Origin of the sequence: Paraburkholderia tropica, assembly GCF_900109265.1 — a bacterium.
Lineage (GTDB): Bacteria > Pseudomonadota > Gammaproteobacteria > Burkholderiales > Burkholderiaceae > Paraburkholderia > Paraburkholderia tropica.
The window spans coordinates 35817-59954 of sequence record NZ_FNZM01000015.1 but is presented as its reverse complement, the minus strand read 5'-3'; the positions used below and the strand labels follow the sequence as shown (position 1 = coordinate 59954).

25 protein-coding genes are annotated in these 24138 nt (G+C 66.1%); 18 read left to right on the top strand and 7 right to left on the bottom strand.

Going from position 1 to position 24138, the window contains the following annotated elements; translation table 11 throughout:
- The first annotated feature begins 479 nt into the window (after positions 1-479).
- From BMY06_RS24725 to BMY06_RS24710, 4 genes are all read left to right on the top strand, one after another.
- Complete coding sequence (locus BMY06_RS24725; RefSeq protein ID WP_065064952.1) at positions 480-1220, top strand: gluconate 2-dehydrogenase subunit 3 family protein; 741 nt, start codon at positions 480-482, stop codon at positions 1218-1220.
- A complete protein-coding gene (locus BMY06_RS24720) occupies positions 1220-2995 on the top strand; it encodes a GMC family oxidoreductase (RefSeq protein ID WP_065064951.1) in 1776 nt (591 codons plus the stop codon). Before BMY06_RS24725 ends, BMY06_RS24720 begins: the two co-directional genes overlap by 1 nt.
- Positions 2996-3003: 8 nt before the next feature.
- Complete coding sequence (locus tag BMY06_RS24715; RefSeq protein ID WP_074985867.1) at positions 3004-4386, top strand: c-type cytochrome; 1383 nt, start codon at positions 3004-3006, stop codon at positions 4384-4386.
- 191 nt (positions 4387-4577) lie between these two features.
- Positions 4578-5771, top strand: a complete 1194-nt coding sequence (locus tag BMY06_RS24710) for a porin (RefSeq protein ID WP_065064980.1) — start codon at positions 4578-4580, stop codon at positions 5769-5771.
- Between the two features lie 89 nt (positions 5772-5860).
- On the opposite strand, the gene BMY06_RS24705 is transcribed toward BMY06_RS24710, so the two are convergent.
- Together BMY06_RS24705 and BMY06_RS24700 are read right to left on the bottom strand one after the other, a co-directional pair.
- Positions 5861-6079 carry a hypothetical protein gene (locus tag BMY06_RS24705; RefSeq protein WP_074985865.1) on the bottom strand — a complete coding sequence of 73 codons (219 nt, stop codon included), beginning with the start codon at positions 6077-6079 and terminating at the stop codon, positions 5861-5863.
- A gap of 71 nt (positions 6080-6150) precedes the next feature.
- A complete protein-coding gene (locus BMY06_RS24700; RefSeq protein ID WP_074985863.1) occupies positions 6151-7173 on the bottom strand; it encodes a TraB/GumN family protein in 1023 nt (340 codons plus the stop codon).
- Between the two features lie 201 nt (positions 7174-7374).
- Here BMY06_RS24700 and BMY06_RS24695 point away from each other — a divergent pair, with 201 nt between their 5' ends.
- On the top strand, positions 7375-8286 hold the full coding sequence (locus tag BMY06_RS24695; RefSeq protein WP_065064948.1) for a LysR family transcriptional regulator: 912 nt from the start codon (positions 7375-7377) through the stop codon (positions 8284-8286).
- A 174-nt stretch (positions 8287-8460) separates the two neighbouring features.
- Positions 8461-9450, top strand: coding sequence for a zinc-dependent alcohol dehydrogenase family protein (locus BMY06_RS24690; protein WP_074985861.1), 990 nt, complete (start codon positions 8461-8463; stop codon positions 9448-9450).
- 86 nt (positions 9451-9536) lie between these two features.
- Here the strand turns inward: BMY06_RS24690 and BMY06_RS24685 are convergent, their stop codons facing one another.
- Positions 9537-10640, bottom strand: coding sequence for a 4-hydroxyphenylpyruvate dioxygenase family protein (locus tag BMY06_RS24685; RefSeq protein ID WP_074985860.1), 1104 nt, complete (start codon positions 10638-10640; stop codon positions 9537-9539).
- 30 nt (positions 10641-10670) lie between these two features.
- Here BMY06_RS24685 and BMY06_RS40495 point away from each other — a divergent pair, with 30 nt between their 5' ends.
- From BMY06_RS40495 to BMY06_RS24675, 3 genes are all read left to right on the top strand, one after another.
- Complete coding sequence (locus BMY06_RS40495) at positions 10671-10799, top strand: hypothetical protein (RefSeq protein ID WP_260183678.1); 129 nt, start codon at positions 10671-10673, stop codon at positions 10797-10799.
- A gap of 149 nt (positions 10800-10948) precedes the next feature.
- Positions 10949-12268, top strand: a complete 1320-nt coding sequence (gene shiA, locus BMY06_RS24680; protein ID WP_065064945.1) for a shikimate transporter — start codon at positions 10949-10951, stop codon at positions 12266-12268.
- 67 nt (positions 12269-12335) lie between these two features.
- Positions 12336-13106, top strand: coding sequence for an IclR family transcriptional regulator domain-containing protein (locus BMY06_RS24675; protein WP_074986022.1), 771 nt, complete (start codon positions 12336-12338; stop codon positions 13104-13106).
- A gap of 19 nt (positions 13107-13125) precedes the next feature.
- Here BMY06_RS24675 and BMY06_RS24670 read toward each other — a convergent pair whose 3' ends face one another.
- A complete protein-coding gene (locus tag BMY06_RS24670) occupies positions 13126-13995 on the bottom strand; it encodes a LysR family transcriptional regulator (RefSeq protein WP_074985858.1) in 870 nt (289 codons plus the stop codon).
- Between the two features lie 179 nt (positions 13996-14174).
- Between BMY06_RS24670 and ampC the strand changes: the two genes are divergently transcribed.
- The 5 genes from ampC (at position 14175) to alr (ending at position 18323) form a co-directional block, all read left to right on the top strand.
- Positions 14175-15308: a class C beta-lactamase gene (ampC, locus tag BMY06_RS24665; protein ID WP_074985856.1), complete on the top strand. Its 1134-nt coding sequence runs from the start codon at positions 14175-14177 to the stop codon at positions 15306-15308.
- A 140-nt stretch (positions 15309-15448) separates the two neighbouring features.
- Positions 15449-15781, top strand: coding sequence for a DUF2322 family protein (locus tag BMY06_RS24660; RefSeq protein WP_065064941.1), 333 nt, complete (start codon positions 15449-15451; stop codon positions 15779-15781).
- Positions 15782-15959: 178 nt separating this feature from the next.
- Entirely contained in the window at positions 15960-16553 is a 594-nt protein-coding gene (locus BMY06_RS24655) for a helix-turn-helix domain-containing protein (protein ID WP_074985854.1), read from the top strand.
- Between the two features lie 14 nt (positions 16554-16567).
- Positions 16568-17104: a GNAT family N-acetyltransferase gene (locus tag BMY06_RS24650; protein WP_074986019.1), complete on the top strand. Its 537-nt coding sequence runs from the start codon at positions 16568-16570 to the stop codon at positions 17102-17104.
- Positions 17105-17210: 106 nt separating this feature from the next.
- Positions 17211-18323 (top strand): alanine racemase, encoded by a 1113-nt coding sequence (gene alr, locus BMY06_RS24645; RefSeq protein ID WP_074985852.1) that lies wholly within the window; start codon positions 17211-17213, stop codon positions 18321-18323.
- A gap of 37 nt (positions 18324-18360) precedes the next feature.
- On the opposite strand, the gene BMY06_RS24640 is transcribed toward alr, so the two are convergent.
- Positions 18361-18792, bottom strand: a complete 432-nt coding sequence (locus BMY06_RS24640; protein WP_065064978.1) for a carboxymuconolactone decarboxylase family protein — start codon at positions 18790-18792, stop codon at positions 18361-18363.
- Positions 18793-18952: 160 nt separating this feature from the next.
- Between BMY06_RS24640 and BMY06_RS24635 the strand changes: the two genes are divergently transcribed.
- The 3 genes from BMY06_RS24635 (at position 18953) to BMY06_RS24625 (ending at position 21591) form a co-directional block, all read left to right on the top strand.
- A complete protein-coding gene (locus BMY06_RS24635) occupies positions 18953-19762 on the top strand; it encodes an AraC family transcriptional regulator (RefSeq protein ID WP_074985850.1) in 810 nt (269 codons plus the stop codon).
- Positions 19763-19871: 109 nt separating this feature from the next.
- Positions 19872-20951 (top strand): threonine aldolase family protein, encoded by a 1080-nt coding sequence (locus tag BMY06_RS24630; protein ID WP_074985849.1) that lies wholly within the window; start codon positions 19872-19874, stop codon positions 20949-20951.
- A gap of 10 nt (positions 20952-20961) precedes the next feature.
- The gene (locus BMY06_RS24625) at positions 20962-21591 is read left to right on the top strand and encodes an alanyl-tRNA editing protein (RefSeq protein ID WP_074985847.1); all 630 of its coding nucleotides are present in this window, start codon (positions 20962-20964) and stop codon (positions 21589-21591) included.
- 28 nt (positions 21592-21619) lie between these two features.
- Here the strand turns inward: BMY06_RS24625 and BMY06_RS24620 are convergent, their stop codons facing one another.
- The gene (locus tag BMY06_RS24620; protein ID WP_074985845.1) at positions 21620-22510 is read right to left on the bottom strand and encodes a 4-hydroxy-tetrahydrodipicolinate synthase family protein; all 891 of its coding nucleotides are present in this window, start codon (positions 22508-22510) and stop codon (positions 21620-21622) included.
- The gene (locus BMY06_RS24615; protein ID WP_080180283.1) at positions 22504-22815 is read right to left on the bottom strand and encodes a hypothetical protein; all 312 of its coding nucleotides are present in this window, start codon (positions 22813-22815) and stop codon (positions 22504-22506) included. The genes BMY06_RS24620 and BMY06_RS24615 overlap by 7 nt, the downstream gene beginning before the upstream one ends.
- A 501-nt stretch (positions 22816-23316) precedes the next feature.
- Here BMY06_RS24615 and BMY06_RS24610 point away from each other — a divergent pair.
- On the top strand, positions 23317-24093 hold the full coding sequence (locus BMY06_RS24610; RefSeq protein WP_074985844.1) for a DUF4118 domain-containing protein: 777 nt from the start codon (positions 23317-23319) through the stop codon (positions 24091-24093).
- Positions 24094-24138: the final 45 nt, after the last annotated feature.

Below are 24138 nucleotides of genomic sequence, written 5' to 3'. Positions count from 1 at the left end.
TTTGCGGCGGTTGTTCGCACTGCTGTTTCGGGGATTGATCGGACGATCAGGCACGCGCCTTTACATGTTGTACACAATCCCGCGCGATCCCGTGCGTTAGCGAATCCGTCCGCGAGTGACAACCCAACGCCCGGCACATTCCCTAAAAAGCAACAGCCTTCGCGGCCGTGCGCCCGTCTTGAAAGTCGCCGATTGCGCTCGGACGCCGCCCGTCCGAAATCCGCGCGGCGAACTCAAGCCCTTGAATCCGCACGAGTTTCGCGAACCATCCGGGGCGCCATGGCGCGCTGCCTTGCGACACCCCGCCACTTGACCTGCCGCGACCGATACAGCCAGCGCAACGGATTATTGTAAAATGCCCCGCCAATCATGGAACCGGTTCCAATTACCATTGGTTACCGCGACGGCCGGGCAGAAACCGGCTTCCCCAGATGCTCACGGTCAGATCAGATCGCGCCGAATTCATACAGAATCGAACAATGTCCGAATCCCCTCTCACGTCTCGCCGTGGATTCCTACGCACGGCGGTAGTGCTCGTTCCCGCAGGGGCGCTCGCCGGCTGCGAAGGCGGCGCGCAGTCGTCCGCCGGCAACGCGCAACAATCAGGCGGCAGCCAGCCGGGACAAACCCAGGCCCAGGCCGCGCCTTACAAGCCCCGCTACTTCGACGCCCGTGAATGGGCCTTCGTGCAAGCGGCGGTCGACCGCCTGATTCCCGCCGACGCCGAAGGTCCGGGCGCGCTCGACGCGGGCGTGCCCGAATTCATCGACCGTCAGATGGACACGCCTTACGCGCACGGCGCGCTCTGGTACATGCAGGGGCCGTTCCAGCAAGGCGCGCCCGAACTCGGCTATCAGATGAAGCTGGTGCCGCGCGACATTTACCGCCTCGGCATCGCGGCGGTGAACGCGTACGCGAACAAGGCATACGGCAAGGATTTCGACGCACTCGACGCGAACACGCGCGACGCGCTGCTCGCGAATCTCGAAGCGGGCAAGGTCGAACTCGATTCGGTGCCCGCGAAGGTGTTCTTCGGCCAGTTGCTGCAGAACACGCGCGAAGGCTACTTCTGCGATCCGATCCACGGCGGCAACAAGGACATGGCCGCGTGGAAGATGATCGGCTTTCCCGGCGCGCGCGCCGACTTCATGGATTTCGTGAACCAGAACGGTCAGCCTTACCCGTACGGTCCGGTATCGATCAACGGGGAGCGCACGTAATGGCGATCAAGAAACCTCATGTGGACGCGGTCGTGGTCGGCTTCGGCTGGACCGGCGCGATCCTCTCGAAAGAGCTCACGGAAGCGGGCCTGAACGTGGTCGCGCTCGAACGCGGCGAGTATCGCGACACCTATCCGGATGGCGCGTACCCGAACACCATCGACGAGCTCACGTACAACATCCGCAAGAAGCTCTTTCTCGACCTTTCGAAGACCACCGTTTCGATCCGCCATAACGCGGCCGAAACGGCGCTGCCCTACCGCCAGCTCGCCGCGTTTCTGCCCGGCGAGGGCGTGGGCGGCGCGGGCCTGCACTGGTCGGGCGTGCACTTTCGCATCACGCCGGAAGAGCTGCGCCTGAAGAGCCATTACGAAGAACGCTACGGCAAGAAGTTCATCCCGGAAGGCATGACGATCCAGGATTACGGCGTGAGCTACGACGAGCTGGAGCCGCATTTCGACTTCGCCGAAAAAGTGTTCGGCACCTCGGGCCAGGCCTACAAGGTCGGCGACAAGGTGGTCGGCGACGGCAATGTGTTCGAAGCGCGCCGCAGCGACAATTTTCCGTTGCCCGCGCAACTGAATACGTACTCGGCGCAACGCTTCTCGGACGCCGCGAAGTCGGTCGGCCTGCATCCGTACCGGCTGCCCTCGGCCAACACCTCGGGTCCGTACACGAACCCGTACGGCGTGCAGATGGGCCCGTGCAACTTCTGCGGCTACTGCAGCGGCTACGCGTGCTACATGTACTCGAAGGCGTCGCCGAACCTGAACATCCTGCCCGCGCTCAAGCTCGAAAAGCACTTCGAACTGCGCTCGAAGTGCCATGTGCTGCGCGTCGAACTCGACGACACGAAAAAGCGCGCGACCGGCGTGACCTACGTCGATCCGTCGGGCCAGGAAGTGTTCCAGCCCGCCGATCTCGTGATCGTCTCGGCGTTCCAGTATCACAACGTCCATCTGATGCTGCTCTCGGGCATCGGCAAGCCGTATGACCCGGTGTCGGGCACGGGCGTCGTGGGCCGCAATTTCGCGTACCAGAATCTCTCGACCATCACGGCGTTCTTCGACAAGGACACGTGGACCAATCCGTTCATCGGCGCGGGCGGCAACGGCGTGGCCGTGGACGACTTCAACGCCGACAACTTCGACCACGGTCCGCTCGGTTTCGTCGGCGGCTCGCCGCTGTGGGTGAACCAGGCGGGCGTGAAGCCGATCAGCGGCATCGCCACGCCCGCGGGCACGCCGAACTGGGGCTCGCAGTGGAAGAAGGCCGTGAAGGATCACTACGCGCACACCATTTCGATGGACGCGCACGGCTCGAACATGTCGTATCGCGATGTGTTCCTCGACCTCGATCCGACCTATCGCGACTCGTACGGCCAGCCCTTGCTGCGCATGACCTTCGACTGGAAGGACAACGACGTCAAGATGGCGCAGTACGTGACCGGCCAGATGAAGAAGATCGCCGAGGCGATGGGCCCGAAGGCCATCAACGTCTACACGCGCGAGTTCGGCGCGCATTTCGATTCGCGCCGCTATCAGACCACCCACCTCGTGGGCGGCGCGATCATGGGCACCGACCCGAACACCAGCGCGCTGAACCGCTATCTGCAGAGCTGGGACGTCCATAACGTTTTCGTGATTGGCGCGTCCGCGTTCCCGCAAGGCATCGGCTACAACCCCACGGGGATGGTCGCCGCCCTGGCGTACTGGTCCGCGAAGGCCATTCGCAGCCAGTACCTCAAGAACCCCGGCCCTCTGGTGAGCGTGTGACGACCCGCATGAAGAAGACCCTTTTCCCCACGGGCGTCGCACGTGGCGCGCTGGCCGCGTGCGCGGCGCTGTCGGTGACGTTTTCGATGACGTTCGCGGCCACGGCTGCGCACGCCGCCACGGCGGCGCCGTCGACGCAAGCCGCGTCGTCCGACGCCGCGCGCGTCGCGCACGGCGAGTACCTCGCGCGCGCCGGCGACTGCATCGCCTGCCACACGTCGCAAGGCGGCAAGCCCTTCGCGGGCGGCCTGAAGTTCGACACGCCGATCGGCGCGATCTACTCGACCAACATCACGCCCGACGCGAACAGCGGCATCGGCAAGTGGACCTACGACGACTTCGCCAAGGCCGTGCGCGAGGGCGTGCGCCCGAACGGCGACACGCTCTATCCGGCGATGCCCTACCCGTCGTACGCGCGCCTCTCCGACGACGACATGAAAGCGCTCTACGCGTACTTCATGCACGGCGTCGCGCCGGTGAACGCCGCCAATCGCGCGGTGGACATTCCGTGGCCGCTGTCGATGCGCTGGCCGCTCGGCATCTGGCGCACGATGTTCGCGCCGAAGGTCGCGCCGTTCGACGCCGCGCATTACAACGATGCGATCGTCGCGCGCGGCGCATATCTCGTGCAGGGTCTCGGCCATTGCGGCGCATGCCACACGCCGCGCGCGCGCACGATGCAGGAACTCGCGCTGACCGATCTCGAAGGCGACGACTTCCTAGCGGGCGGCGGCCCGATCGACGGCTGGGTGCCGTCGAGCCTGCGCGGCAATCCGCGTACGGGCATCGCCGCGTGGAGCGAGGACGACATCGTCCAGTTCCTGAAAACCGGCCGCAATCTGCACACGGCGGCGTTCGGCGGCATGACCGACGTGGTCCAGCACAGCATGCAGTACATGACCGACGCCGATCTGCTCGCGATGGCGCGTTATCTCAAGACGCTGCCCTCGAACGACGCGAAGGAAACGCCGTACGCCTACGACGCCACCGCCGCGAGCAAGCTGCAAGGCGGCGATGCGAGCGCGCGCGGCGCGGCGGTCTATCGCGACAACTGCATGGCCTGCCACCGCAGCGACGGACGCGGCTACACGCGCGTGTTCCCGGCGCTCGGCGGCAACCCCGTCGTGCAGGGCAAGGACGCCACGTCGCTGATCCACGTGCTGCTCGCGGGCGCCGCGCTCGAAGGCACGCAGACGGCGCCCTCGACCTTCACGATGCCGCCGTTCGGCTGGCGCCTCTCCGATCAGGAAGTCGCCGACGTCGCCACCTTCGTGCGCACCAGTTGGGGCAATACCGGCGCGCCGGTCAGCGCCGACGACGTCGCGAAGCTGCGCAAGACCGTGAACGTCACGCCGCCCGAGCTGCCGCCGGGCGCCTCGCTCAAGCGCTGATATCCGCGACACGCCACGCGTCGAATCACGTGGCGTCGCGCGATATCACGCGCCTGAGGTCCTGAAGTTCCCATCCGCGTTTTTCCAGCGCCGCACGCCGGCTGCCTCGTCATCGAGGCGGCCGGGCTGCGCGCGCATAACAACGAGACCGCTTTGATGCGGCGCTCCACTCTTCACCGAGACGACACATGATGAAACACCACCTGCTCTGCGCTCCGGTTCTGCTCACGCTCGCGGGCACCGCGGCCGCGCAGGGCTCCGTCACGCTCTACGGCATCGCCGACGCGGGCATCACCTACCGCAGCAACGAGCGCGTCGGCAAGACCGGCGCCTATCAGGGCCATTCGAATGTCGGCGTGACGACCGGCAACCTCTCCGGCAGCCGCTGGGGCCTCAAGGGCCGCGAGGATCTGGGCAACGGCCTCTCGGCGATCTTCGTGCTCGAAGACGGCTTCGACATCAGCAACGGCACCTCGGGCCAGAGCGGCCGCCTGTTCGGCCGCCAGGCGTTCGTGGGCCTCGCCGACCAGCACTTCGGCTCGCTGACGATGGGCCGCCAGTACACCTCGCTCGACGACTTCGTCGGGCCGGTCGCGCCGGTGAGCCAGATCGGCGGCTTCGGCGCGCATCCGGGCGATATCGACGATCTCGACCAGACTACGCGCGTCGACAACTCGATCAAGTACACGAGCGCGAACTACAACGGCTTGACGTTCGGCGCGCTATACGGTTTCGGCGGCCAGGCGGGCAGCCTCAAGCGCAAGAACACGTGGAGCGTGGGCGCGGGCTACGCGAACGGCCCGCTGCGCGTGGGCGTGGGCTACGAGCGCTCGGACAACAGCAAGACCGGCCTCGACGACACCACTTACGGCAAGTGGCAAGGCACCTACGACGGCACCTTCAACTCGTCGATCAACGAAGGCTTCGCGAGCGCGCAATCGCAGCAGGTGGTGGCCGCGGGCGCGACGTGGAATTTCAGCACGGTGCAGGTGGGCGTGAACTACAGCAACGTGCAGTACAAGGCGGGCGCGAACTCGCTCTATTCGGGCACGGCGAAGTTCAATATCGCGGGCGTGTTCGGCATGTGGAACGTGCAGCCGAACACGCATCTGTTCGCGAGCTACAGCTACACGCGCGGCAGCGACGTCGACAATCTCGACGACGCCGCGCAGTACCACAACGTCTCGGTCGGCGCGCTCTACGACTTCTCGAAGCGCTCGACGGTGTATCTGCTGGCCGGTTATCAGCACGCCTCGGGCACGACGCTCGACGCGCTCGGCCGTCCGGTGGCCGCGACCGCCTCGGTCTCGGACAAGGGCAACGGCCACTCGTCGAACGCGCAATCGCAGGCGATCGTGAGCGTGGGTTTGCGCGAGAAGTTCTAGGCGTCGCTCATCATTTCGCCGATAAGAAAACGGCGCGCGGGCTCTCACCCGCGCGCCGTTTTTTCATCCGGCCATTGGCGATACCGGTCTCAGTGCAGGACCTCGGGACGGGCGAGCAGGCCGATGAATTCGTCGATCGTCAGCGCGGGCGCGAATTCGGAGAGTGTCGAATAGATCACCGTGTCGTAGATCGCGGAACCCGCGGGCGACTCGAGATCGACGCCCGCCGCCGCCGCGCGGTGCTCCGCGCGTTCGTGGGCGATCGACAGCAGAAGCTGGGCTTCCGTTTTCGAGAATAGCGTTTTCATACCTGCTCTAACGGCGCATGCACGGGAAAGTTTAGGGAAGCCCTCGCAAGAATCGGTAAGTTTACAAATCGTCAGCGAGCGGCGACTTCGCCCAGCGCGGGCGCCGGTCCGGTCACGGTGTAACCCGCGTCGCGCAGCCGTTGCAGCAGCGATTGCGCACCGAAGAAGTGCCCCGCGCCCACCGCGACGAGGATCGGACCCTTGCCGTAGAAATAGCCGTCGCTCGCGAGCGTCCGCGCAAAAATATCGGTGCCGCGCACGAACAGATACTGACTGAAGTCGTAATGCGCGTCGCTTTCGCCGGGATAGCGCGCCATCGCCAGCCGCTCCAGTTGCGCGGCGTCGCCCGCGACCCACGCCTGCTGGAATTGCGCATACGACGCCGCGCCCTGGCGCGCGCCATGCAGGCCCGCGCACTCGCCTTGCAGGAAGGCGTCCTGATCGGCGGCGGGCATGGTGTCGAAGAGGCTCATGCCCTGCTCCATCGTCTCCAGATAGATCAGCGGAATGCTGCGGCGCTGCGCGATCGCTTCGAGCCGGAAATCGATCCCCGCGAACACGAGCGACTCGCCCGTCGGCACGAGATGCGGATGCGTCGCGCCGTTCTTCCACTCGAAGCGGTCCGCGTGCAGCCGCACCGCATCGACGAGAAAGCCCGCGAGCCACGGCTTGTGCTGGAAGAACAGCTTGATGTCGGCGCCGCTGTCGCGCGCGCAATGCGCGAGCGCTTCGGCGCTCATCGACTGCATGTGATTCGAGAGATTGTCGGAGGCGGGATAAAGGCCGTAGCGCAGGATCGTCTGCACGTTCTCGTGCGTCGGGTTCACGTTCGTTTCGAGCACGACGGCCTGCACGCCGTCCGCCAGCGCGGCAAGCGCGGCGTCGATGCGCGGATCGTCGTGCGCGAGGCCGTGGATCGTCGGCAGCAGCAGCAAGGTCGGATGACCGGGCAGGCTCGCGGTCCACACAGGCGGACGATAGCCCGGCGCGGCGTCCTGCGCCCGCGCATCCGCAGCGATGCCCACGCACAAACCCACGCATAAACCCAGTAGCAGATTCAGACAAAAGCCCAGCCGCGCGCTCGCGCGCAGCACGGTCCTACGCCGTGCACGCGCACGTGTCTCGTCGATGCGGTCAGTGTTTATCATTGTCGTCACCGCTTGTGGGGAGGGCCCGGTTGCAGCATAGGCGAACGCGATGCCGCGCGTCTGTGCGCCACCGCACATGTGAAACCGCGTGCGCCCCGAAATGCTTGAACCGTTTGAACCGCTTGAACCGATCGCCGAGGAAGCCCCATGGATCGTCTGCAAACCATGCAGATCTACGTGAATATCGTCGAGCGCGGCAGCTTCACGCAAGCCGCCGACGCGCTGCAACTGCACCGCCCCGCCGTCACGAAAGCCGTGCAGCAACTGGAGGACGAACTCGGCATCCGGCTCCTGAACCGCAGCACGCGGCGCGTGAGCACGACGGCCGAGGGCGACGAGTTCTATCAGCGCTGCGTGCAGTTGCTCGCGGGCGTCAACGAGACCTTCGCCTCGTTCGCGCAGTTTTCGCAGCAGCGTCCGCAGCCTAAAGGACGGCTGCGCCTGAACGTGGCCGTCGCGCTCGCCAAGGCCGTCATCATTCCGGCACTGCCCGAATTCCAGCAGCGCTATCCGCAGATCGAAATCGTGCTGGGCGCGAGCGATCAGCCCGTCGATCTGATCGGCGAAGGCATCGATTGCGTGGTGCGTATCGGCGATCTGAAAGACTCCAGCATGGTCGCGCGCAAGATCGGCTCGGTGTCGATGGCGACCTGCGCGTCGCCCGCCTATTGCACGCGTCACGGCCTGCCACGCACGCTCGACGATCTGCGCGCGCATCGCGCCGTGAACTTCTTCACCGGACGCAATCGTCGCGTGATGGACTGGGTGTATCGCAGCGGCGGCAAGAACGTCGCGCTCAAGCTCGAGAGCGCCCTGCTCACCGACAATGCCGAAGCGCTGCTCGCCTGCGGTCTCGCGGGCTTCGGGCTGATACACGCGCTGCGCCCCGCGTTGCAGCCGCATATCGACGCGGGACAACTCGTGGAAGTGGTGCCGGGCGTCGTGAAGGTGCCCAAGCCGATTTCCGTCATGTACCCGAATCGCGAGCATCTGCCGGGCAAGGTGCGCGTGTTCGTCGACTGGCTCACGGAGCTGATCGGCAAGCGTTGTCCGGGCTGACGTGCTGCGCGCGTTCCTCGCGGTGTCGCGCATTGTTATTCATCCAATAACAATGAGTAATCGCCCCGCGCGTTTATTCGCGCCGCCGCGCGGCATACAGTATTCGGACCCGGCGCGCTCCGCGAGGCTGTGCTCGATGCTGTGCGCCCCGTTCGAATTCAAGAGGAATCCAGAATGTCCAGAATCGTACGCTTTCACCGTATCGGCGGCCCCGAGGTGCTTCAGATCGACGATATCGACGTGCCCACGCCCAAGGCCGGGGACGTGCAGATCCGCGTCAAGGCGATTGGCCTGAATCGCGCCGAAGTCATGTATCGCAGCGGCCAGTACACACACGCGCCGCGCTTTCCGGCCGCGCTCGGCTACGAAGCGTCGGGCGTGGTCGAGGCCGTGGGCAGGGGCGTGCAGGACTTCGCGCCCGGCGACGCCGTGAGCGTCGTCCCCGCATTTTCGTTTCTCGACTACGGCATGTACGGCGAACTCGTGAACGCACCCGCGCGCGCCGTGGTGAAGAACCCCGCCGGCCTCTCGTTCGAGGAAGCGGCCGCCACGTGGATGCAGTACGCCACGGCCTGGGGCGCGCTGATCGAGATCGGCGGCCTCGCACGCGGCCAGGCGGTGCTGGTGGGCGCGGCGTCCAGCAGCGTGGGACTGGCGGCGATCCAGATCGCCAACAGCGTCGGCGCGGTGCCGATCGCGCTCACGCGCAGCGACAGCAAGCGCGCGGCGCTGCTCGAAGCCGGTGCACAGCACGTGATCGCGGGCGGCGGCGACGCGCTCACGCAGCAGGTGCGCGAGCTCACGGGCGGCACGGGCGCGCAGTTGGCCTTCGATCCGGTTGGCGGCCCGGAAGCGGCGCATCAACTGCGCGCGCTCGCGAAACAGGGCATGTTCGTGCAATACGGCGCGCTCGACACGCGCGATCTGAGCGTGCCGGTGATGGACCTGCTCTCGCGCCATCTCTCGGTGCGCGGCTACGAACTGTTCGAAATCACCACCGACACCGCGAAGCTCGAACGCGCGAAACGCTTCATTACCGAAGGCCTCGCCTCGGGCGCGCTCAAGCCCGCGATCGACCGCACGTTCACGCTCGACGACATTGTCGAAGCGCATCGCTACATGGAGGCGGGCGCGCAGGTCGGCAAGATCGTCGTGACGGTGTAAAGCCCGCCGGCACGAAGACCAACGCAGCATGAAAAACGCCCCGGTTTCAGCGGGGCGTTTTCCTTTTCAGCGTGCAATGTCAGGCATCAAACCGTGCGCGCCTTCGCGAGCACGTCGAGATTGCCCTCGCCGAAACCGTGGTGGCCCAGGCGCTGCACCACTTCGAAAAAAATCTCGCCGGGACGACGCTTCACGAAGGTCTGCAGGAAAAGACGCGGCACGCCGTCCGCGCCGATTTCGCCGTCGATCAGAATATGACGCTTGCGCAGCGCCGCGATATCGAGGCCGTGACCGGGCAGGCGCGCATCGACCGAATCGTAGTACGCGGGCGGCGGCTCCACGAATTCGACGCCATTGGCCATCAGCGCGTCGACGCAAGGCACGATGTCGTCGCTGGCGAGCGCGATATGTTGCACGCCCTCGCCCGGATGATCGGGCAGATAGTCGTGCATCAGCTCCGTGCGGCGCGTGCCTTCCTCATAGACGGGAATGCGGATCTCGCCGCCCGGCGACACCATCACGCGCGACTCCTGCGAGACGTGCCAGTTCGCGTTGATCTCGTGAATCTCGCGGAAGTGCAGCAGCTCGCGATAGAAATCGAGCCATTCGCCGATACGGCCCGCGCCCACCGTCTGCGTGAGGTGATCGACGCGTTGCAGGCCGGTGCCGCCGTGCTCCAGATCGGCCTCGGCGGTGGCGATGTCGATCGGCCGGAAGTCGATGTCGAAAATCGAAATATCGCCGACGCCGCCGCGCTGGCCGCCACGGCCGCGCCAGCGGTCGACGAAATAGATATGCGAGTCGCCGATACCCTGAATGGCCGGGATCTTCAGCTCGCCCGTGCCCACGCGCTCGCCCTCGAACGCCCACGCGCCCAGACGCAGCGCGTGCTCGAAGGCGCGCCGCGCGCTGTCCACGCGCACGCCGATCGCGCAGATGCCCATGCCGTATTCCTCGGCGTAGCGCGCGGCGAACGAGTCCGGCTCGGCGTTCAGCAGGAAATTCATCTGGCCCTGGCGATAGAGCGTCACGTCCTTGCTGATGTGGCGCGCGATGGCCTTGAACCCCAGCTGCTCGAAGCGCCGCCCGAGCGCGGCGGGATCGGGCGCCGCGAATTCGACGAACTCGATGCCGGCCATGCCGAGCGGATTGGCCTGCTCCGGCGCGCCGGAAATGGGGTTGGACGACATGCGGAAGGCTCCTGATACCAGCAAAAAACCATGAACGACAGCGACGACAGACCGCGCCGCCAGTGCACGCCAATTTTAACCAAATCGTTCATCGCGCCAAAGACGGGCATCGTTCCGGGGCTGCCCGTTCTCGGTGCTAACCCGCAAAGCGTTCGATAAACGCACGCGCTTGGGCGATAATCGCGCATTTTGCGCGTTCCGTACATTGCCGAGCCGCCTGCGCGGCTCTATGCTCCGTTTCACCGCTGCGGCAAGTCCCGCAGCCATGTTTGGCGACATAGATCAAAAGCCAGTTTCTGGAGACACTCATGACCCCGACCCTCGACACCACCGGCGCCAGCGAGCCCGCCCCTGCCGCCCGTTCCAGCGGCCAGGCCCGCAAGGCCGCGATCGGCAGCTTCGTCGGCGCCGTCGTCGACTGGTACGACTTTCTGCTCTATGGGATTGTCGCCGCACTGGTCTTCAACACGGCATTTTTCCCCAACATCGGCAAGATGGGCACGCTCGCGGCGTTCGCGACCTTCGGCGTAGGCTTCCTGTTCCGCCCGCTCGGCGGCGTGGTGTTCGGCCACTACGGCGACCGCCTCGGGCGCAAGCGCATGCTCGTGCTGACCGTCATGCTGATGGGCCTCTCGACGGTCGCCATCGGCCTGCTGCCCACCTTCGCGACGATCGGCTGGTGGGCGCCCGTACTGCTCGTGCTGCTGCGCGCCATTCAGGGCTTCGCGGTGGGCGGCGAATGGGGCGGCGCGGCGCTGATGGCCGTGGAAAGCGCGCCCAAGCACAAGAAAGCGTTCTACAGCAGCGGCGTGCAGGTCGGTTACGGCGTGGGCCTCGTGCTCGCGACCGGCATCGTCGCGCTGCTGAGCCATCTGCTCGGCGAGACGGCGTTCCGCGCCTGGGGCTGGCGTCTGCCGTTCGTCTTCAGCGTGGTGCTCGTGCTGGTCGGCCTGTGGGTGCGTTCGAGCATGGACGAGTCGCGCGAATTCGTCGAAAAGGTCGAGCACGGCCATCGCAAGCTCAAGATGCCGGTGCTCGAAGCGCTGACGCGTCATCCGAAGGCCTTCGTCTATATCGTCGCGCTGCGTCTGGCCGAACTCTTCACGATGTACATCGTGACCGCGTTCGCCCTGAGCTATTCGACCGCGAACCTCGGCCTGTCGCGCGATCTGTTCCTCGGCATCGGCCTGTTCGTCGGCGCGCTGTCGTGCGTGACGATTCCGTGCTTCGCGTGGCTCGCCGACCGCGTTGGCCTGCGCCGCGTCTATCTGATCGGCGCGACGATCGGCCTCGCCGGCGCGGTGCCGTTCTTCCTCGCACTCGAAGCGCGCTCGATCGTGTGGATCGTGATCTGCTCGGTGGCGCTCGCGAACCTCGCGCACGACATGGTGGTGAGCGTGCAGCAGCCGCTGTTCACCGAACTGTTCGGCGCCGAATACCGCTACAGCGGCGCGGGCGTGGGCTACCAGTTCGCGAGCGTGGTGGGCGGCGGCTTTACGCCGTTCATCGCCGTGGCGCTGGTGGGCGTGGGCGGCGGCTCGTGGCATCTGGTGGCCGCGTATCTCGCCGTCGGCTGCCTGATTTCCCTGATCGTGGCGGCGCGCATGAAGCCCGCGCAGGCGCACTGAGCGCAAGCGCAGAGGCAGTCACGAGGCCGGGCGCATGCCCGGCTTTTTTGCCTTCCGGCCATCCGATATGAAAACCATCCCCCTCGCCCGGCGCGACTGGATCGCCGGACTCGAAAAAGGCCTCGCGATACTCGAAGCCTTCGACAACCAGCACGCGCGCATGACCGCGACCCAGGCCGGCGAACGCACCGGCCTCTCGCGCACCGCCGCGCGGCGCTATCTGCTGACGCTCGAATCGCTCGGCTACGTCTACACCGACGGGCGTCTGTTCGGCCTCACGCCGCGCGTGCTGCGCGTAGGCTGGTCGTATTTCGATTCGGCGCGCCTGCCGCGCACCGTGCAGCCGTATCTGCAGCAATTGAGCGCGACGCTCAACGAGTCCGCGTATGTGAGCGTGCTCGACGACTGGGATCTCGTCGTGATCGCACGCAACGGCGTCTCGCGCGTGATGACGACGGGCTTCGTGCTCGGCGCGCGCGTGCCCGCGCCGCTGATCTCGCCGGGCGTCGTGCTGCTCGCGCACAAGGAGGATCAGGAGGCGGTGTCGAACTGGCTCGACGGCGTGGAGCTCGCGCCCTTCACGGCGCACACGATCACGAGCGCGTCGCGTCTGCGCGAAAAGATCGTGCGCGCGCGCGTGGACGGTTATGCGCTGATCGAGCAGCAGTTGCAGGTCGGCGTGCGCGGCGTGGCCGTGCCGCTGCGCAATCGCAACGGCGATGTGGTGGCGGCGTTGAGCACCAATATGTCGATCGGGAATGAAAGCCCGGAAGAAGCCGTGCGGCGCGTGCTGCCGCATCTGCAGGAGACGGCGCTGGCGATGTTGAATGTGTTGTGAAGCGGGAAGGTGAACGGCGTCAGTGTGCCCGCGCCTCCCCCACAATCCACCCCCAAAACGCCTTCATCGCCGGCGTCATCTCGCGCGACTTTAACCCCGCGAGCCAGTAACTCCCGAGCCTCACCTCCACCTCGAACGGCCTGACCAGCAAGCCCGCCTGCAACTCGCGCGCGAACATGCACGCGGGCGCGAGCGCGACGCCCGCGCCCTGCATCGCCGCCTCCGCCATCAACCGCGACGAATCGAAAATCGGCCCGCTCACGGCCCACGCCTCGACGCCCGCGGCCGCAAACCATTCCAGCCATTCGTCGGTGCGATAGGAGCGCAACAGCGTCTCCTTCGCCAGATCGGCCGGCGACGCCAGCCGCCGCGCGATCTCCGGCGCGCACAGCACCGCGTGCGGCGCGTCGAAGAGGCGCGTGTTGTCGGTCGCGGGCCACTTGCCGTCGCCGAAACGAATCGCGAAATCCAGCCCCTCGCCCGCCAGATCGACGAGATTGTTGTTCGTCAGCAGCCGCAATTCGACGAACGGATGCGCCTCGCGAAACGACTTCAAACGCGGCATCAACCAGCCGATCGCAAATGTCCCGACCACGCCCACCGTGAGCACTTCGTGCAGACGTCCGCCCTCGAACTGCTTGAGCACGGTTTCGATGCGGCCGAACGCGTCGCTCAGCACGGGCAGCAGCGCGCGCGCCTCGTCGGTCATGCCGAGCCCGCGCGGCAGGCGCCGGAACAGCGGCACGCCGAGCCACTCTTCGAGCATGCGCACCTGCTGGCTCACCGCGGCCTGCGTGACCTTGAGTTCGAGGCCCGCGCGCGTGAAGCTCAGGTGGCGCGCCGACGCCTCGAAAGCGCGCAGCGCATGCAGCGGTAAATTGGGACGCATCGTGTCGACCTATAAGTTTGGCTTGTGGCTCAACCAAATTATCGTCGCTTGTCGGACGGCGGGCAACGCACCACAATCGTCGGCGCAATGAGTGTGATCCGCCGCCCGGCGGCGTCTGTCGGGCGCTCTACTGACCAACTCTCTCCTCGATCGTGAAAATCAAGATAAAATTTTTACTGATGTCGATGAGCCTGGCCGCCGCTGCCGCCACGGCCACCACCGGCCACGCGCAAGACCGCCTGAAAGACGCCGTCGATGCCGCCGTCGCGCCCGTGCGGACGCAATACGGCGTGCCGGGCCTGATCGTCGGCGTGACCGTGAACGGCAAGCACACGTTCTATCGCTACGGCGTGGCCTCCAGGGCCAGCGGCGCGCCCGTGCGCGACGACACGCTGTTCGAAATCGGCTCGCTGACCAAGACGTTCACGGCCACGCTCGCGTGCTACGCGCAGGGCGCAGGCAAGCTGGACTTCGCCGCGCCCGCCAGCCGGTATGTCGGCGCGCTGCGCGGCAGCGTGTTCGATCGCGTGAGCGTGCTCAATCTCGGCACGCATACGTCCGGCCTGCCGCTGTTCGAACCCGACGACGTGACCAACGATGCGCAACTGATCGCGTACTACCGCCGCTGGCAGCCCGCGCAACCCTCGGGCACGCAGCGCGTGTATTCGAATCTCGGCATCGGGCTGCTCGGCATGGTCACGGCGCAAAGTCTGGGCGAGCCGTATCGCGAGACCGTCGAGCAGCGTCTGCTGCCCGCGTTCGGCATGACGCACACGTGGCTCGACGTGCCCGCCGCGCGCATGCCCGATTACGCGCAAGGCTACGATGCGCACGACACGCCGCTGCGCCTGCATCCCGGCGTGCTCGCCGACGAAGCCTACGGGATGCGCACGACCGCGCCCGATCTCGTGCGCTATCTGGACGCCAACATGGGTCTCACCGCGCTGCCCGAGCCGTGGCAACGCGCGCTCGCGTGCACGCACACGGGCTATTACAAGGCGGCCGCAATCACGCAGGATCTCGTGTGGGAGCAGTATCCGTGGCCCGTCACGCTCGCCACGCTGCAAAGCGGCAACGGCCCCGACATGCTGCGCAAGGGCATGCCCGCCACCGCGATCACGCCGCCGTTGCCGCCGCAAACCGACGCGCTGATCAACAAGACCGGTTCGACCAACGGCTTCTCGACTTATACGGCGTTCGTGCCCTCGCAGAAAATCGGCGTGGTGATTCTTGCCAACAAGGCCTATCCGATCGACGCGCGCGTGCGCGCCGGCTACGCGATCCTCACGGCGCTCGGGAAAGAAAAGCCCTGAAATCAGGCGGTTTTCTCGCGCGCGCCGCAGCGAGACGGCGCGCGCGGCTGCGGCCCGGCCTGAAACGGGCGCGGGGGATCGGCTAAAATGCGGCCCACTACGCCATCCCCACGCTTTATCTGACTTAACGGAGTGCTCTCATGATTCAACCCGGCAACGTCTTCAAGGACAATCTCGCGCAACTGCCCGCCATCGACGGCATCGAGCGCATCGATCTCGTGAACGGCCAGGGCGCCGTGGTCTCGACGATCGAAAACAAGCCGGGCAAACAAGGCTCGCTCGCGGTCTATCACTATCTGCAGCAAGCTTTCGGCACGCTCGACGCCAAAGCGGCCGAGCACGGCCTCGCTGTGTTCGCCGAGCACACCGCCGACGCGCGCAACCGTCCGGGCGCGCACCCGAACGTCGACCGTCTGCTCGAAGTCGCAGCGGGCGGCGAAGCGCTGCGCATCGACGTGATCGCCGCCGCGTAAGCGACGGTGACGGGCGTGCGGCCATCGCGGCTGCACGCTTTTTTGTTGCATCGATTAATTCGGCATCCGTATTAATTTGAATCACCCTGCCGTCATTGCGTTCGATTCGAAGCGGTTGACACGCGAATATTGCTCGTCTAGTTTACTGGAAATCAACCTCCAATAAACTGGACGCCGCATGGACATCCACACCGCCCTTGCCCAGCGTTTGCGCGAATTGCGCGACGCGCGCGGCTGGTCGCTCGATGCGCTCGCCGATCGCAGCACGGTCAGCCGCTCGAATATTTCGCTGATCGAACGCGGACAGAGCAGCCCCACCGCCGTCGTGCTCGACAAACTCGCGACGGCGCTCGGCGTCTCGCTCGCCTCGCTGTTCGAAGCACCCGACGGCGCGGCGGCCACCGAGCCCTCGCCGCTCGCCGTCGCCGGGGAACAGCCGGTCTGGACCGATCCCGCTTCGGGTTACGTGCGCCGCAATCTCTCGCCCGCGCTCTGGTCGCCGCTGCAACTCGTGGAAGTGCAATTCCCGGCGGGCAAGCGCGTGGCCTACGACACCAGCCTGCGCGACGCGGAAATCCATCAGCAGGTGTGGATCATCGAGGGGGAAATGGAGATGACCCTCGGCGAGGAGCGCTGGCGCCTGCGCACCGGCGACTGTCTCGCGATGCGCCTCGATTGCCCGATCGTCTATCGCAACCCCACGCGCAAGCCGGCGCGTTATCTCGTGGCGCTCAGCCGCGTCCCCGACGGCAGCGCAAGGAGCCCGGCATGAACGACGTGAACGCAATGAACGACGCCATCGCGGTACGCCCGCTCGGCGCAAACGAAGCCGCCGCCAGCATCGACGCGCTCGCCGACGTGCTGATGGACTGCGTGGCGGGCGGCGCCTCGGTCAGCTTCATGGCGCCGCTGGCGCGCGACACGGCGCGGGCATTCTGGAAACGCGTGGCCGACGGCGTGGCCGCAGGCGAACGCATTCTGCTGATCGCCGAAGACGCGCGCGGGGAGATCGTCGGGACCGTGCAGATCGTCACGTCGCAGCCCGACAATCAGCCGCATCGCGCCGATGTCGCCAAGATGCTCGTGCATCGCCGCGCGCGGCGGCGCGGCGTCGGCCAGTTGCTGATGCAGGCCGTCGATACCCACGCGCTCGCGGCCGGAAAAACCGTGCTCGTGCTCGACACCGTCACGGGCGGCGACGCCGAACGGCTCTACCGGCGCAGCGGCTGGCAACGCGCGGGCACCGTGCCGGACTACGCGCTAATGCCGGACGGCGCACTCTGCGCCACCACCTTCTACTACAAACACCTCGCCAGCGGCTGACATCGCAAACCAGTGGTTTCGTCCAAATTTCCGAAAAAATACATTAAAAATAACTGGACGAAAATCAATACGATTGCACAAACCACTAACCAGGAACCCATTCGCCATGCCGCGTCCGATTGCCGTCCGCATTCATCCCGATGCCATTCGCCACAATCTCCAGATCGCGAAGCGAAGCGCGCAAGGCGCGCGCGTCTGGGCAGTCGTCAAGGCTAACGCGTACGGCCACGGCATCGAGCGCATCTATTGCGCGCTCGCGGCGGCGGACGGCATTGCGCTGCTCGATCTGGACGAAGCCGTGCGCGTGCGCGAACTGGGCTGGACCGGCCCGATCCTGCTGCTCGAAGGCGTGTTCGACGCCGCCGACGTGGCGACGGCCGTCGCGCATCGCCTGACCGTGACCGTGCATGGCGACGATCAACTGGCGCTGCTCGCGGCGGCCAACACCACGCGCCCGATCGACATCCAGTTGAAGATGAATTCGGGCATGAACCGCCTCGGCTATCGTCCGGACGCCTACCGCGCCGCCTGGGAGCGCGCCCGCGCCGTGCCGACGATCGGCGAGATCGGCCTCATGACCCATTTCGCGAACGCCGACGACGGCGCGATCGACTGGCAACTCGATCGCTTCGACGCCGCCACGCAGGACATTCCCGGCGAGCGCTCGCTCTCGAATTCGGCGGCGGTGCTCTGGCATCCGCGCGCGCACCGCGACTGGGTGCGCCCCGGCACGATCCTCTACGGCGCGTCGCCCACGGGCGCGGCGCGGCATATCGAAAGCGTCGGGCTGCGCGCGGCCATGACGTTCACGAGCAGGATCATCGGCGTGCAGACGCTCGCGCCGCAGGAAACCGTGGGCTACGGATGCACCTACGAAGTCGAGCAGCCGATGCGCATCGGCGTGGTGGCCTGCGGTTACGCCGACGGCTATCCGCGTCACGCGCCCACCGGCACGCCCATCATGGTCGACGGCGTGCGCACGCGCGTGGTCGGCCGCGTGTCGATGGACATGCTCACGGTCGATCTCACGCCGTGTCCGGCGGCGAATATCGGCTCGACGGTCGAGTTGTGGGGCGAGCACATCAAGGTCGACGAGGTGGCCGAACCGTCGGGCACGATCGGCTATGAACTGCTCTGCGCGGTCGCGCGCCGCGTGCCGGTGACGATCGACACGCTCACGCCGCAAACGCGCGAGGAACGCGAAAGCGTCGCGGCCTGAACGGGTTTTATCGGTCTCGCCCATCCGGCGAGGCCCGTCATTCAGGCATCGGCACGCCCATTTCCTCCAGCACCGCCCGCGCGCTGCGAAACGCTTCGCTCGCCGCGGGCGCGCCCGCATAGAGCGCGCTGTGCAGCAGCACTTCGCGGATCTCGACGACGCTCGCGCCGTTGTTGAGCGCGCCGCGCACGTGCCCCTTCAGTTCCGTACTGCGCCCGAGCGCGGCGAGCATCGCGCAGGTGCACAGGCTGCGCGTCTTGAGATCGAGGCCGTCACGCAGCCACGTGCTGCCCCACGCGTGTTCGTTGAGCCAATCCTGCAGCGGACGCGAAAAGCCATCGGTTCCGCTCATCGCGCGTTCGACGAACGGCTCGCCCATCACCTGCGTGCGCCGCGCCTTGCCGGCTTCATACGCTTCGCTGTGTCCGGATGACGCTGCCGCTTCGGTCGATTGATTCGGATTGCTCATGATGACCTCATCGTCGATGGTGGATGAATCTTGAAGCGAATTCTCATGGATGTTGAGTGAATACACGCCAAACCACGCCATTGTGCCCCGAACCGCCCAGGCGCCGCGCGCCGCCCGGCGGTATACTCACGCGAACCCGCCGCCTCCCGCACCCTGCTCCATGGCCGACTCCGTCCACTACCACCAGGTCTCAGAGGTTCCCGGCCTCGTGCTGGGCGCCGCGCGCTTCGTCGACTTCAGTTTCGAGCGCCATTTCCATCTCGACTTCCATATCGGGCTGGTGACCGACGGCGTGCAGCGGCAGCGCTTCAACGGCAAGACCGTGCGCGTCGGGGCCGGATGCATCGCGCTGATGCCGCCCGGCGAGATTCACGACGGCGTGGGCGAGGACGGCGACGCCTATACGCTCAAGACCTTCCGCGTCGCGCCCGACCTGCTCGCGAGCGTGGCGCAGGAGATCGGCGGCGCGCCGCGCGAACCCTCGCTCGCCGCGACCCTGCTCGAAGACCCGGCGCTCGCGCATCGGCTGCTGCGACTGCACGACGCCATGAGCGCCAACGCCGACGTGCTCGCGGTGCAATCCGAATGGCTCGCGCTCGCCGATCTGCTGCTCGCGCAATCGCGCGCGATCGTGCCCGAAACGGTGCAAGGCGCGCTCTCGCCGCTGCAATGGCAGCGCGTGCGCGACTACTGCTTCGCGCATCTCGCCGAAAAAATCACACTCGATGCGCTGGCCGACCTCTGCGGCCTCGGGCGCTTCGCGTTCCTCAAGCAGTTCAAGCAGACCATCGGCATGACGCCGCACGCCTGGCTCGTGCGGCTGCGCCTCGAACATGCGTGCAGCCTGCTGTCGAGGCGTCCGCAAGCCATCGCCAGCGTCGCGCAGGCGGTCGGCTTCTACGACCAGAGCCACTTCAATCGCGCGTTCCGCCAGGCCTTCGGCGTCGCGCCATCGACTTACCAGGCCTGAGCGCCCCCGCCGCGTCGCGCAATTTTTTACAAGCCGACGCCGGGCCGCCTGCGCCAGAATGCGTCGATCCGGGCGAGCCATCGTCGCCCGCCAGTCGAGGAACGCAAGCATGAACAGTGAGCGAGCACCGGGCGCACGTGCGCCCGCATGGGGATTTACGAGCGACAACATCGCCGGCGCATCGCCGGAAATCGTCGAAGCGATCGTGGCGAGCAGCACGGGCCAGTCGAGCCCATACGGCGCGGACGAGATCACCGCGCGCGTCGAGCGCAGGCTGGCCGCGATCTTCGAGCGCGACGTGGCCGTGTTTCTCGTGCCGACCGGCACGGCCGCCAACGCGCTGTGCCTGAGCACGATGACGCCGCCCTGGGGCAACGTCTACTGCCACCCCGCCAGCCACATCAACAACGACGAATGCGGCGCGCCCGAGTTCTACACGCACGGCGCGAAGCTCGTGACGCTCGACGGGCCGGCCGCGAAACTCGATGCCGACGCACTGCGCGCGGCCGCACGCGTGAAGGTCGGCGACGTGCACTCGACGCAGCCCGCCTGCGCGAGCATCACGCAGGCCACCGAAGTGGGCAGCGTCTACACGCTCGATGAAATCGCGGCGATCGGCGAAGTCTGCAAGGCCGCGTCGATCAAGCTGCACATGGATGGCTCGCGCTTCGCGAACGCGCTCGTCTCGCTCGGCTGCACGCCCGCCGAGATGACATGGAAAGCGGGCGTCGACGCGCTCTCGCTCGGCGCGACGAAAAACGGCGTGCTCGCCGCCGAAGCCATCGTATTGTTCGACACGACGCTGGCCGCCGAAATGGGCTATCGCCGCAAGCGCGCGGGCCATCTGTTCTCGAAGATGCGCTTTCTTTCCGCGCAGATGGACGCGTATCTGAACGACGATCTGTGGCTGCGCAACGCGCGTCACGCAAACGACATGGCGCGCCGTCTCACGCAAGGTCTCGCGACGGTGCCAGGCGTCGAGGTGATGGGCGAAACGCAGGCCAACATCATCTTCTGCCGTCTGCCGAAGCCGGTCAGCGCCGCGCTGGTGCAGGCCGGATTCCAGTTCTATCGCGACCGCTGGGGTCCGGACGTGGTGCGTTTCGTGACCGCGTTCTGCACCGCGCCGGATGCGGTCGACAGCCTGATCGCGCACGCGCGCGACGCGGTCGCCTCGCCGCGCGCGTGAGGAGCCGCTCATGACGCAACGCCTCTATTTGCAGAGCGACGAACTGGAAACGGCCAGCGTCGCGCTACGCTGCACGCGCACGGACGACGGCCACTATCACGTCGTGCTCTCGGCGACGCTGTTTCATCCGCAAGGCGGCGGCCAGCCGTCCGACATCGGCACGATCGGCACGGCGAACGTGCTGCGCGCGCTGCTCGATGGCGACGAGGTGATCCACGTTTGCGACGCCGAAGTGCCGCTCGGCAGCACACATTTGCGCGTCGATGCGAGTGTGCGCGACCTGCACGCGCGTCTGCATTCGGCGGGCCATCTGCTCGGCTATTGCGGCGAACAGCTTGGCTGGACGCCCGTGAAGGCGCATCACTGGCCGGGCGAAGCACGCGTCGTATTCGAAAGCAGCGGCGACGCGCCGCCCTTCCACGCCGACCTCATCGAACAGCACGCCAACGCGCAGGCGGCGGCCGATCTGCCGCGTCATAGCCATGTCGAAGGCGCGGTTCGCAAGATCGGCTATGGCACGCAACCGGCTTATCCGTGCGGCGGCACGCATGTGGTGTCGTCGGCGCGGGTGGGCAGGATCGTCGTGTCGAAGGTGAAGGAGAAGAAGGGACAGCTCTCGGTGCATTACTCGGTGGAGTGAACCGGATTCACCCGTCGCGCTGAATGCGTCACGCGTTCAGCGCCAGTTCGGCACGCAGATCGTCGAGCGCGGCGCGCGCGATTTCAAGCCGCGTAAGCAGGACCGGCGACGCACTCGCGATCGGCATGCGCGTCTCGTGCGAGAGGCGTCCTTCGAGCGCGAGCATCGCCTTGATCGCGCTCGGATTCGGCGCGGAGAACAACAGGCGCAGCACGGGCACGAAGCGCTTGAACAGCTCCGCCGCCGCTTCGTGTTGCGACTGCTTCATGAGCACGAGCACGTCGCGCAGCAGGTCGCCGCAAACGTGCGCGCCGGCGAGGATGCCGCCCGTGCCGCCCGCGTTCAGGCAATCGAGAAACGCGTCGTCGCTGCCACATAGCATCGCAAGACGCGAGCCGCCGAGCGCGTCGAAACGCTCGCGCACGCAGGCCTTGATCGCCACGATATTGTCGATGTCGGCGAGATCGCTCGCGGTCTGCGCTTCGATGGCCACGCCCGTGCGATGCGGCACGTCGTAGAGCACGATGGGCCGCGCCGTCGCGCGCGCGATCTGCTCGAAGTGCCAGGCCACGCCGCGCTGGTCCGGGCACACATAGGCGGGCGCGGAAACGAGAAAACCCGTCACGTCCCAATGTTCGAGGCGATGAATTTCGCGCACGAAGGCGCGCGTGTCGCTGCCGCCCACGCCCGCGAGCACCGGCACGCGCTGCGCGGCCACATCGGTGATCGCCTGCAACGCGGCGGCGCGCTCCACGTCGTCGAGCAAGGCGGCCTCGCCAGTCGTGCTCAACGCCACGAGACCGTCGATGCCCGCGTTCACGTAATGATCCGTGAGCGCCTGCAAGGCGTCGATATCCACTTCGCCTCGACGCATCGGCGTGACGATCGGCAACCAGATGCCTTCGAATCGATTCAGCATGCCTGGCCACCTTGACGCGGACGCAGCGAGCCGATCGTCGCTTCGGGCACGATGCGCATGAGCGTGTGCAACGTGAAATCGAAATCTTCCGGCGCAATGTCGAAACGCACGCACAGCGTCTCGCGCTTCACGGCGGACTGCACGACGTAAATGCCGAGCGGCGAATGATAGAGCGTAGCCAGCTGCGCGCGCGCCGCATCGTGCGTGCGGGCCTCGAGCGCGATATCGAGCCAGGCGCGTGGCGCGCGCAGCGGCACGACCTTGGCGCGCGGGCGCGATGTGACGGAACTGGAAGCGGAACTCAAAGCGGGAATCGTGGTGGAAGCATCCACAACGGCATGACGGGCAAGACGGGATTGTGCGAGAGCCATACGATCGGGCGAAAAACGCGCCGGTGGTGAAGACAAACCTAGCGTAGAGCGGATCGCGTAAAACCGGTGTTAAAACTTCGGGCGCAATCGCTTTTTTCGACATGCCGCGCGCGCACTTTTAACGTTTTATTGATGAAGAATCCTTGCGGTTTTGCATCTCGTTTATTCGCTTGCCTTTACCTCACCCTACAATTCAATATCCCTACCGATTAAAGAAAGGAATTCGAAAGAATTCCCCGGAAAAAACGTTTGTAATCAGTGGTAACATACGCCCCCGACGAGGAAAATCGCTTATATAACGATCCTCCGTACCGGTTGGCCAGCACTGTCTTCGCATACGCGGCCAACCCGCTTCCTTATTCGATAAAACCAGCGCGCCAGCGCCCGCCGCAGTCCGATCGCGGGGACGCTACGAGGTTGGCGCCACTGCATGCCATGAAAGTCCGTAATGCCCGTCTTTGGGCACCCCGAGGTCCACGCCGTTGGTGCCTCGCAGCCGGCGCGCTCGCCATCGCGGCCGCCCTGCGCATTGCCCTGCATCCGGTGCTCGGCCCGATCATGCCCGCAACCGCGTTTTGCATCACCGCCGCGCTGGTCGAATACTATTTGGGCCTCGCGCCTGCGTTGACCGTGATGGTGCTCGGTCTCGGTATCGCCGATTATCTGTTCGTGCCGCCTTACGGCAATATTACGTATTTCGATCGCCACGATCTCATTCTGATCGTGTCCTATCCGCTCGTCACGCTCATCGTGATTACCTTGATCGAGCGTCTGCGACGCGAGCAATGCCGCGCGCAATTGATCGCGTCGGTTGCGCAATCGCGCTACGAAATGCTGCTGCGCCACGACAACGAACGCGCGCTCGCGCGCCGCGCCGTGGACGAAACCCATCGCCTGCTGCGCCATCTCGCGCAGCATCACGACGGCTTCATTCTCATCAAGGCGCTCGAAACGAATGTCGCGCAGCGCGCGAGCGTGGGACAGAGCGCGGGCTCCGCGCTGCCGCAAGCCAGCGAAATCGCGCCCGGTCCGCTGTTCGACGCCGTGCATCCCGAAGACGTGCAGCGCCTGAACAATGCGCTGTGGCCCGGCAATCATCGCGTGCGTCTGTTGCGCACGCCGCACGACCGCGAGCATCGGCTCACGAATTGCCTCTGCGAGCGCTTCACCACGCACGCGGGCGATTTCCTCGTGCTGCGCACGGAGAGCTGACATGGCGACGATCGAACCGGCACCCTCAGCCGTGCAAAGGCCCGC

Excerpts from the sequence above, each read along its gene's own strand:
- BMY06_RS24635 (WP_074985850.1), top strand. The coding sequence starts at position 18,953 with ATGGCCGACTCCGTCCACTACCACCAGGTCTCAGAGGTTCCCGGCCTC.
- BMY06_RS24670 (WP_074985858.1), bottom strand. The coding sequence starts at position 13,995 with ATGCGTCCCAATTTACCGCTGCATGCGCTGCGCGCTTTCGAGGCGTCG.
- BMY06_RS24620 (WP_074985845.1), bottom strand. The coding sequence starts at position 22,510 with ATGCTGAATCGATTCGAAGGCATCTGGTTGCCGATCGTCACGCCGATG.
- BMY06_RS24720 (WP_065064951.1), top strand. The coding sequence starts at position 1,220 with ATGGCGATCAAGAAACCTCATGTGGACGCGGTCGTGGTCGGCTTCGGC.
- alr (WP_074985852.1), top strand. The coding sequence starts at position 17,211 with ATGCCGCGTCCGATTGCCGTCCGCATTCATCCCGATGCCATTCGCCAC.
- BMY06_RS24690 (WP_074985861.1), top strand. The coding sequence starts at position 8,461 with ATGTCCAGAATCGTACGCTTTCACCGTATCGGCGGCCCCGAGGTGCTT.
- BMY06_RS40495 (WP_260183678.1), top strand. The coding sequence starts at position 10,671 with ATGAACGACAGCGACGACAGACCGCGCCGCCAGTGCACGCCAATTTTA.
- BMY06_RS24675 (WP_074986022.1), top strand. The coding sequence starts at position 12,336 with ATGAAAACCATCCCCCTCGCCCGGCGCGACTGGATCGCCGGACTCGAA.
- BMY06_RS24650 (WP_074986019.1), top strand. The coding sequence starts at position 16,568 with ATGAACGACGCCATCGCGGTACGCCCGCTCGGCGCAAACGAAGCCGCC.
- ampC (WP_074985856.1), top strand. The coding sequence starts at position 14,175 with ATGTCGATGAGCCTGGCCGCCGCTGCCGCCACGGCCACCACCGGCCAC.
- BMY06_RS24625 (WP_074985847.1), top strand. The coding sequence starts at position 20,962 with ATGACGCAACGCCTCTATTTGCAGAGCGACGAACTGGAAACGGCCAGC.
- BMY06_RS24715 (WP_074985867.1), top strand. The coding sequence starts at position 3,004 with ATGAAGAAGACCCTTTTCCCCACGGGCGTCGCACGTGGCGCGCTGGCC.
- BMY06_RS24660 (WP_065064941.1), top strand. The coding sequence starts at position 15,449 with ATGATTCAACCCGGCAACGTCTTCAAGGACAATCTCGCGCAACTGCCC.
- BMY06_RS24705 (WP_074985865.1), bottom strand. The coding sequence starts at position 6,079 with ATGAAAACGCTATTCTCGAAAACGGAAGCCCAGCTTCTGCTGTCGATC.
- BMY06_RS24610 (WP_074985844.1), top strand. The coding sequence starts at position 23,317 with ATGAAAGTCCGTAATGCCCGTCTTTGGGCACCCCGAGGTCCACGCCGT.
- BMY06_RS24685 (WP_074985860.1), bottom strand. The coding sequence starts at position 10,640 with ATGTCGTCCAACCCCATTTCCGGCGCGCCGGAGCAGGCCAATCCGCTC.
- BMY06_RS24655 (WP_074985854.1), top strand. The coding sequence starts at position 15,960 with ATGGACATCCACACCGCCCTTGCCCAGCGTTTGCGCGAATTGCGCGAC.
- BMY06_RS24630 (WP_074985849.1), top strand. The coding sequence starts at position 19,872 with ATGAACAGTGAGCGAGCACCGGGCGCACGTGCGCCCGCATGGGGATTT.
- BMY06_RS24695 (WP_065064948.1), top strand. The coding sequence starts at position 7,375 with ATGGATCGTCTGCAAACCATGCAGATCTACGTGAATATCGTCGAGCGC.
- BMY06_RS24640 (WP_065064978.1), bottom strand. The coding sequence starts at position 18,792 with ATGAGCAATCCGAATCAATCGACCGAAGCGGCAGCGTCATCCGGACAC.
- BMY06_RS24710 (WP_065064980.1), top strand. The coding sequence starts at position 4,578 with ATGAAACACCACCTGCTCTGCGCTCCGGTTCTGCTCACGCTCGCGGGC.
- BMY06_RS24725 (WP_065064952.1), top strand. The coding sequence starts at position 480 with ATGTCCGAATCCCCTCTCACGTCTCGCCGTGGATTCCTACGCACGGCG.
- shiA (WP_065064945.1), top strand. The coding sequence starts at position 10,949 with ATGACCCCGACCCTCGACACCACCGGCGCCAGCGAGCCCGCCCCTGCC.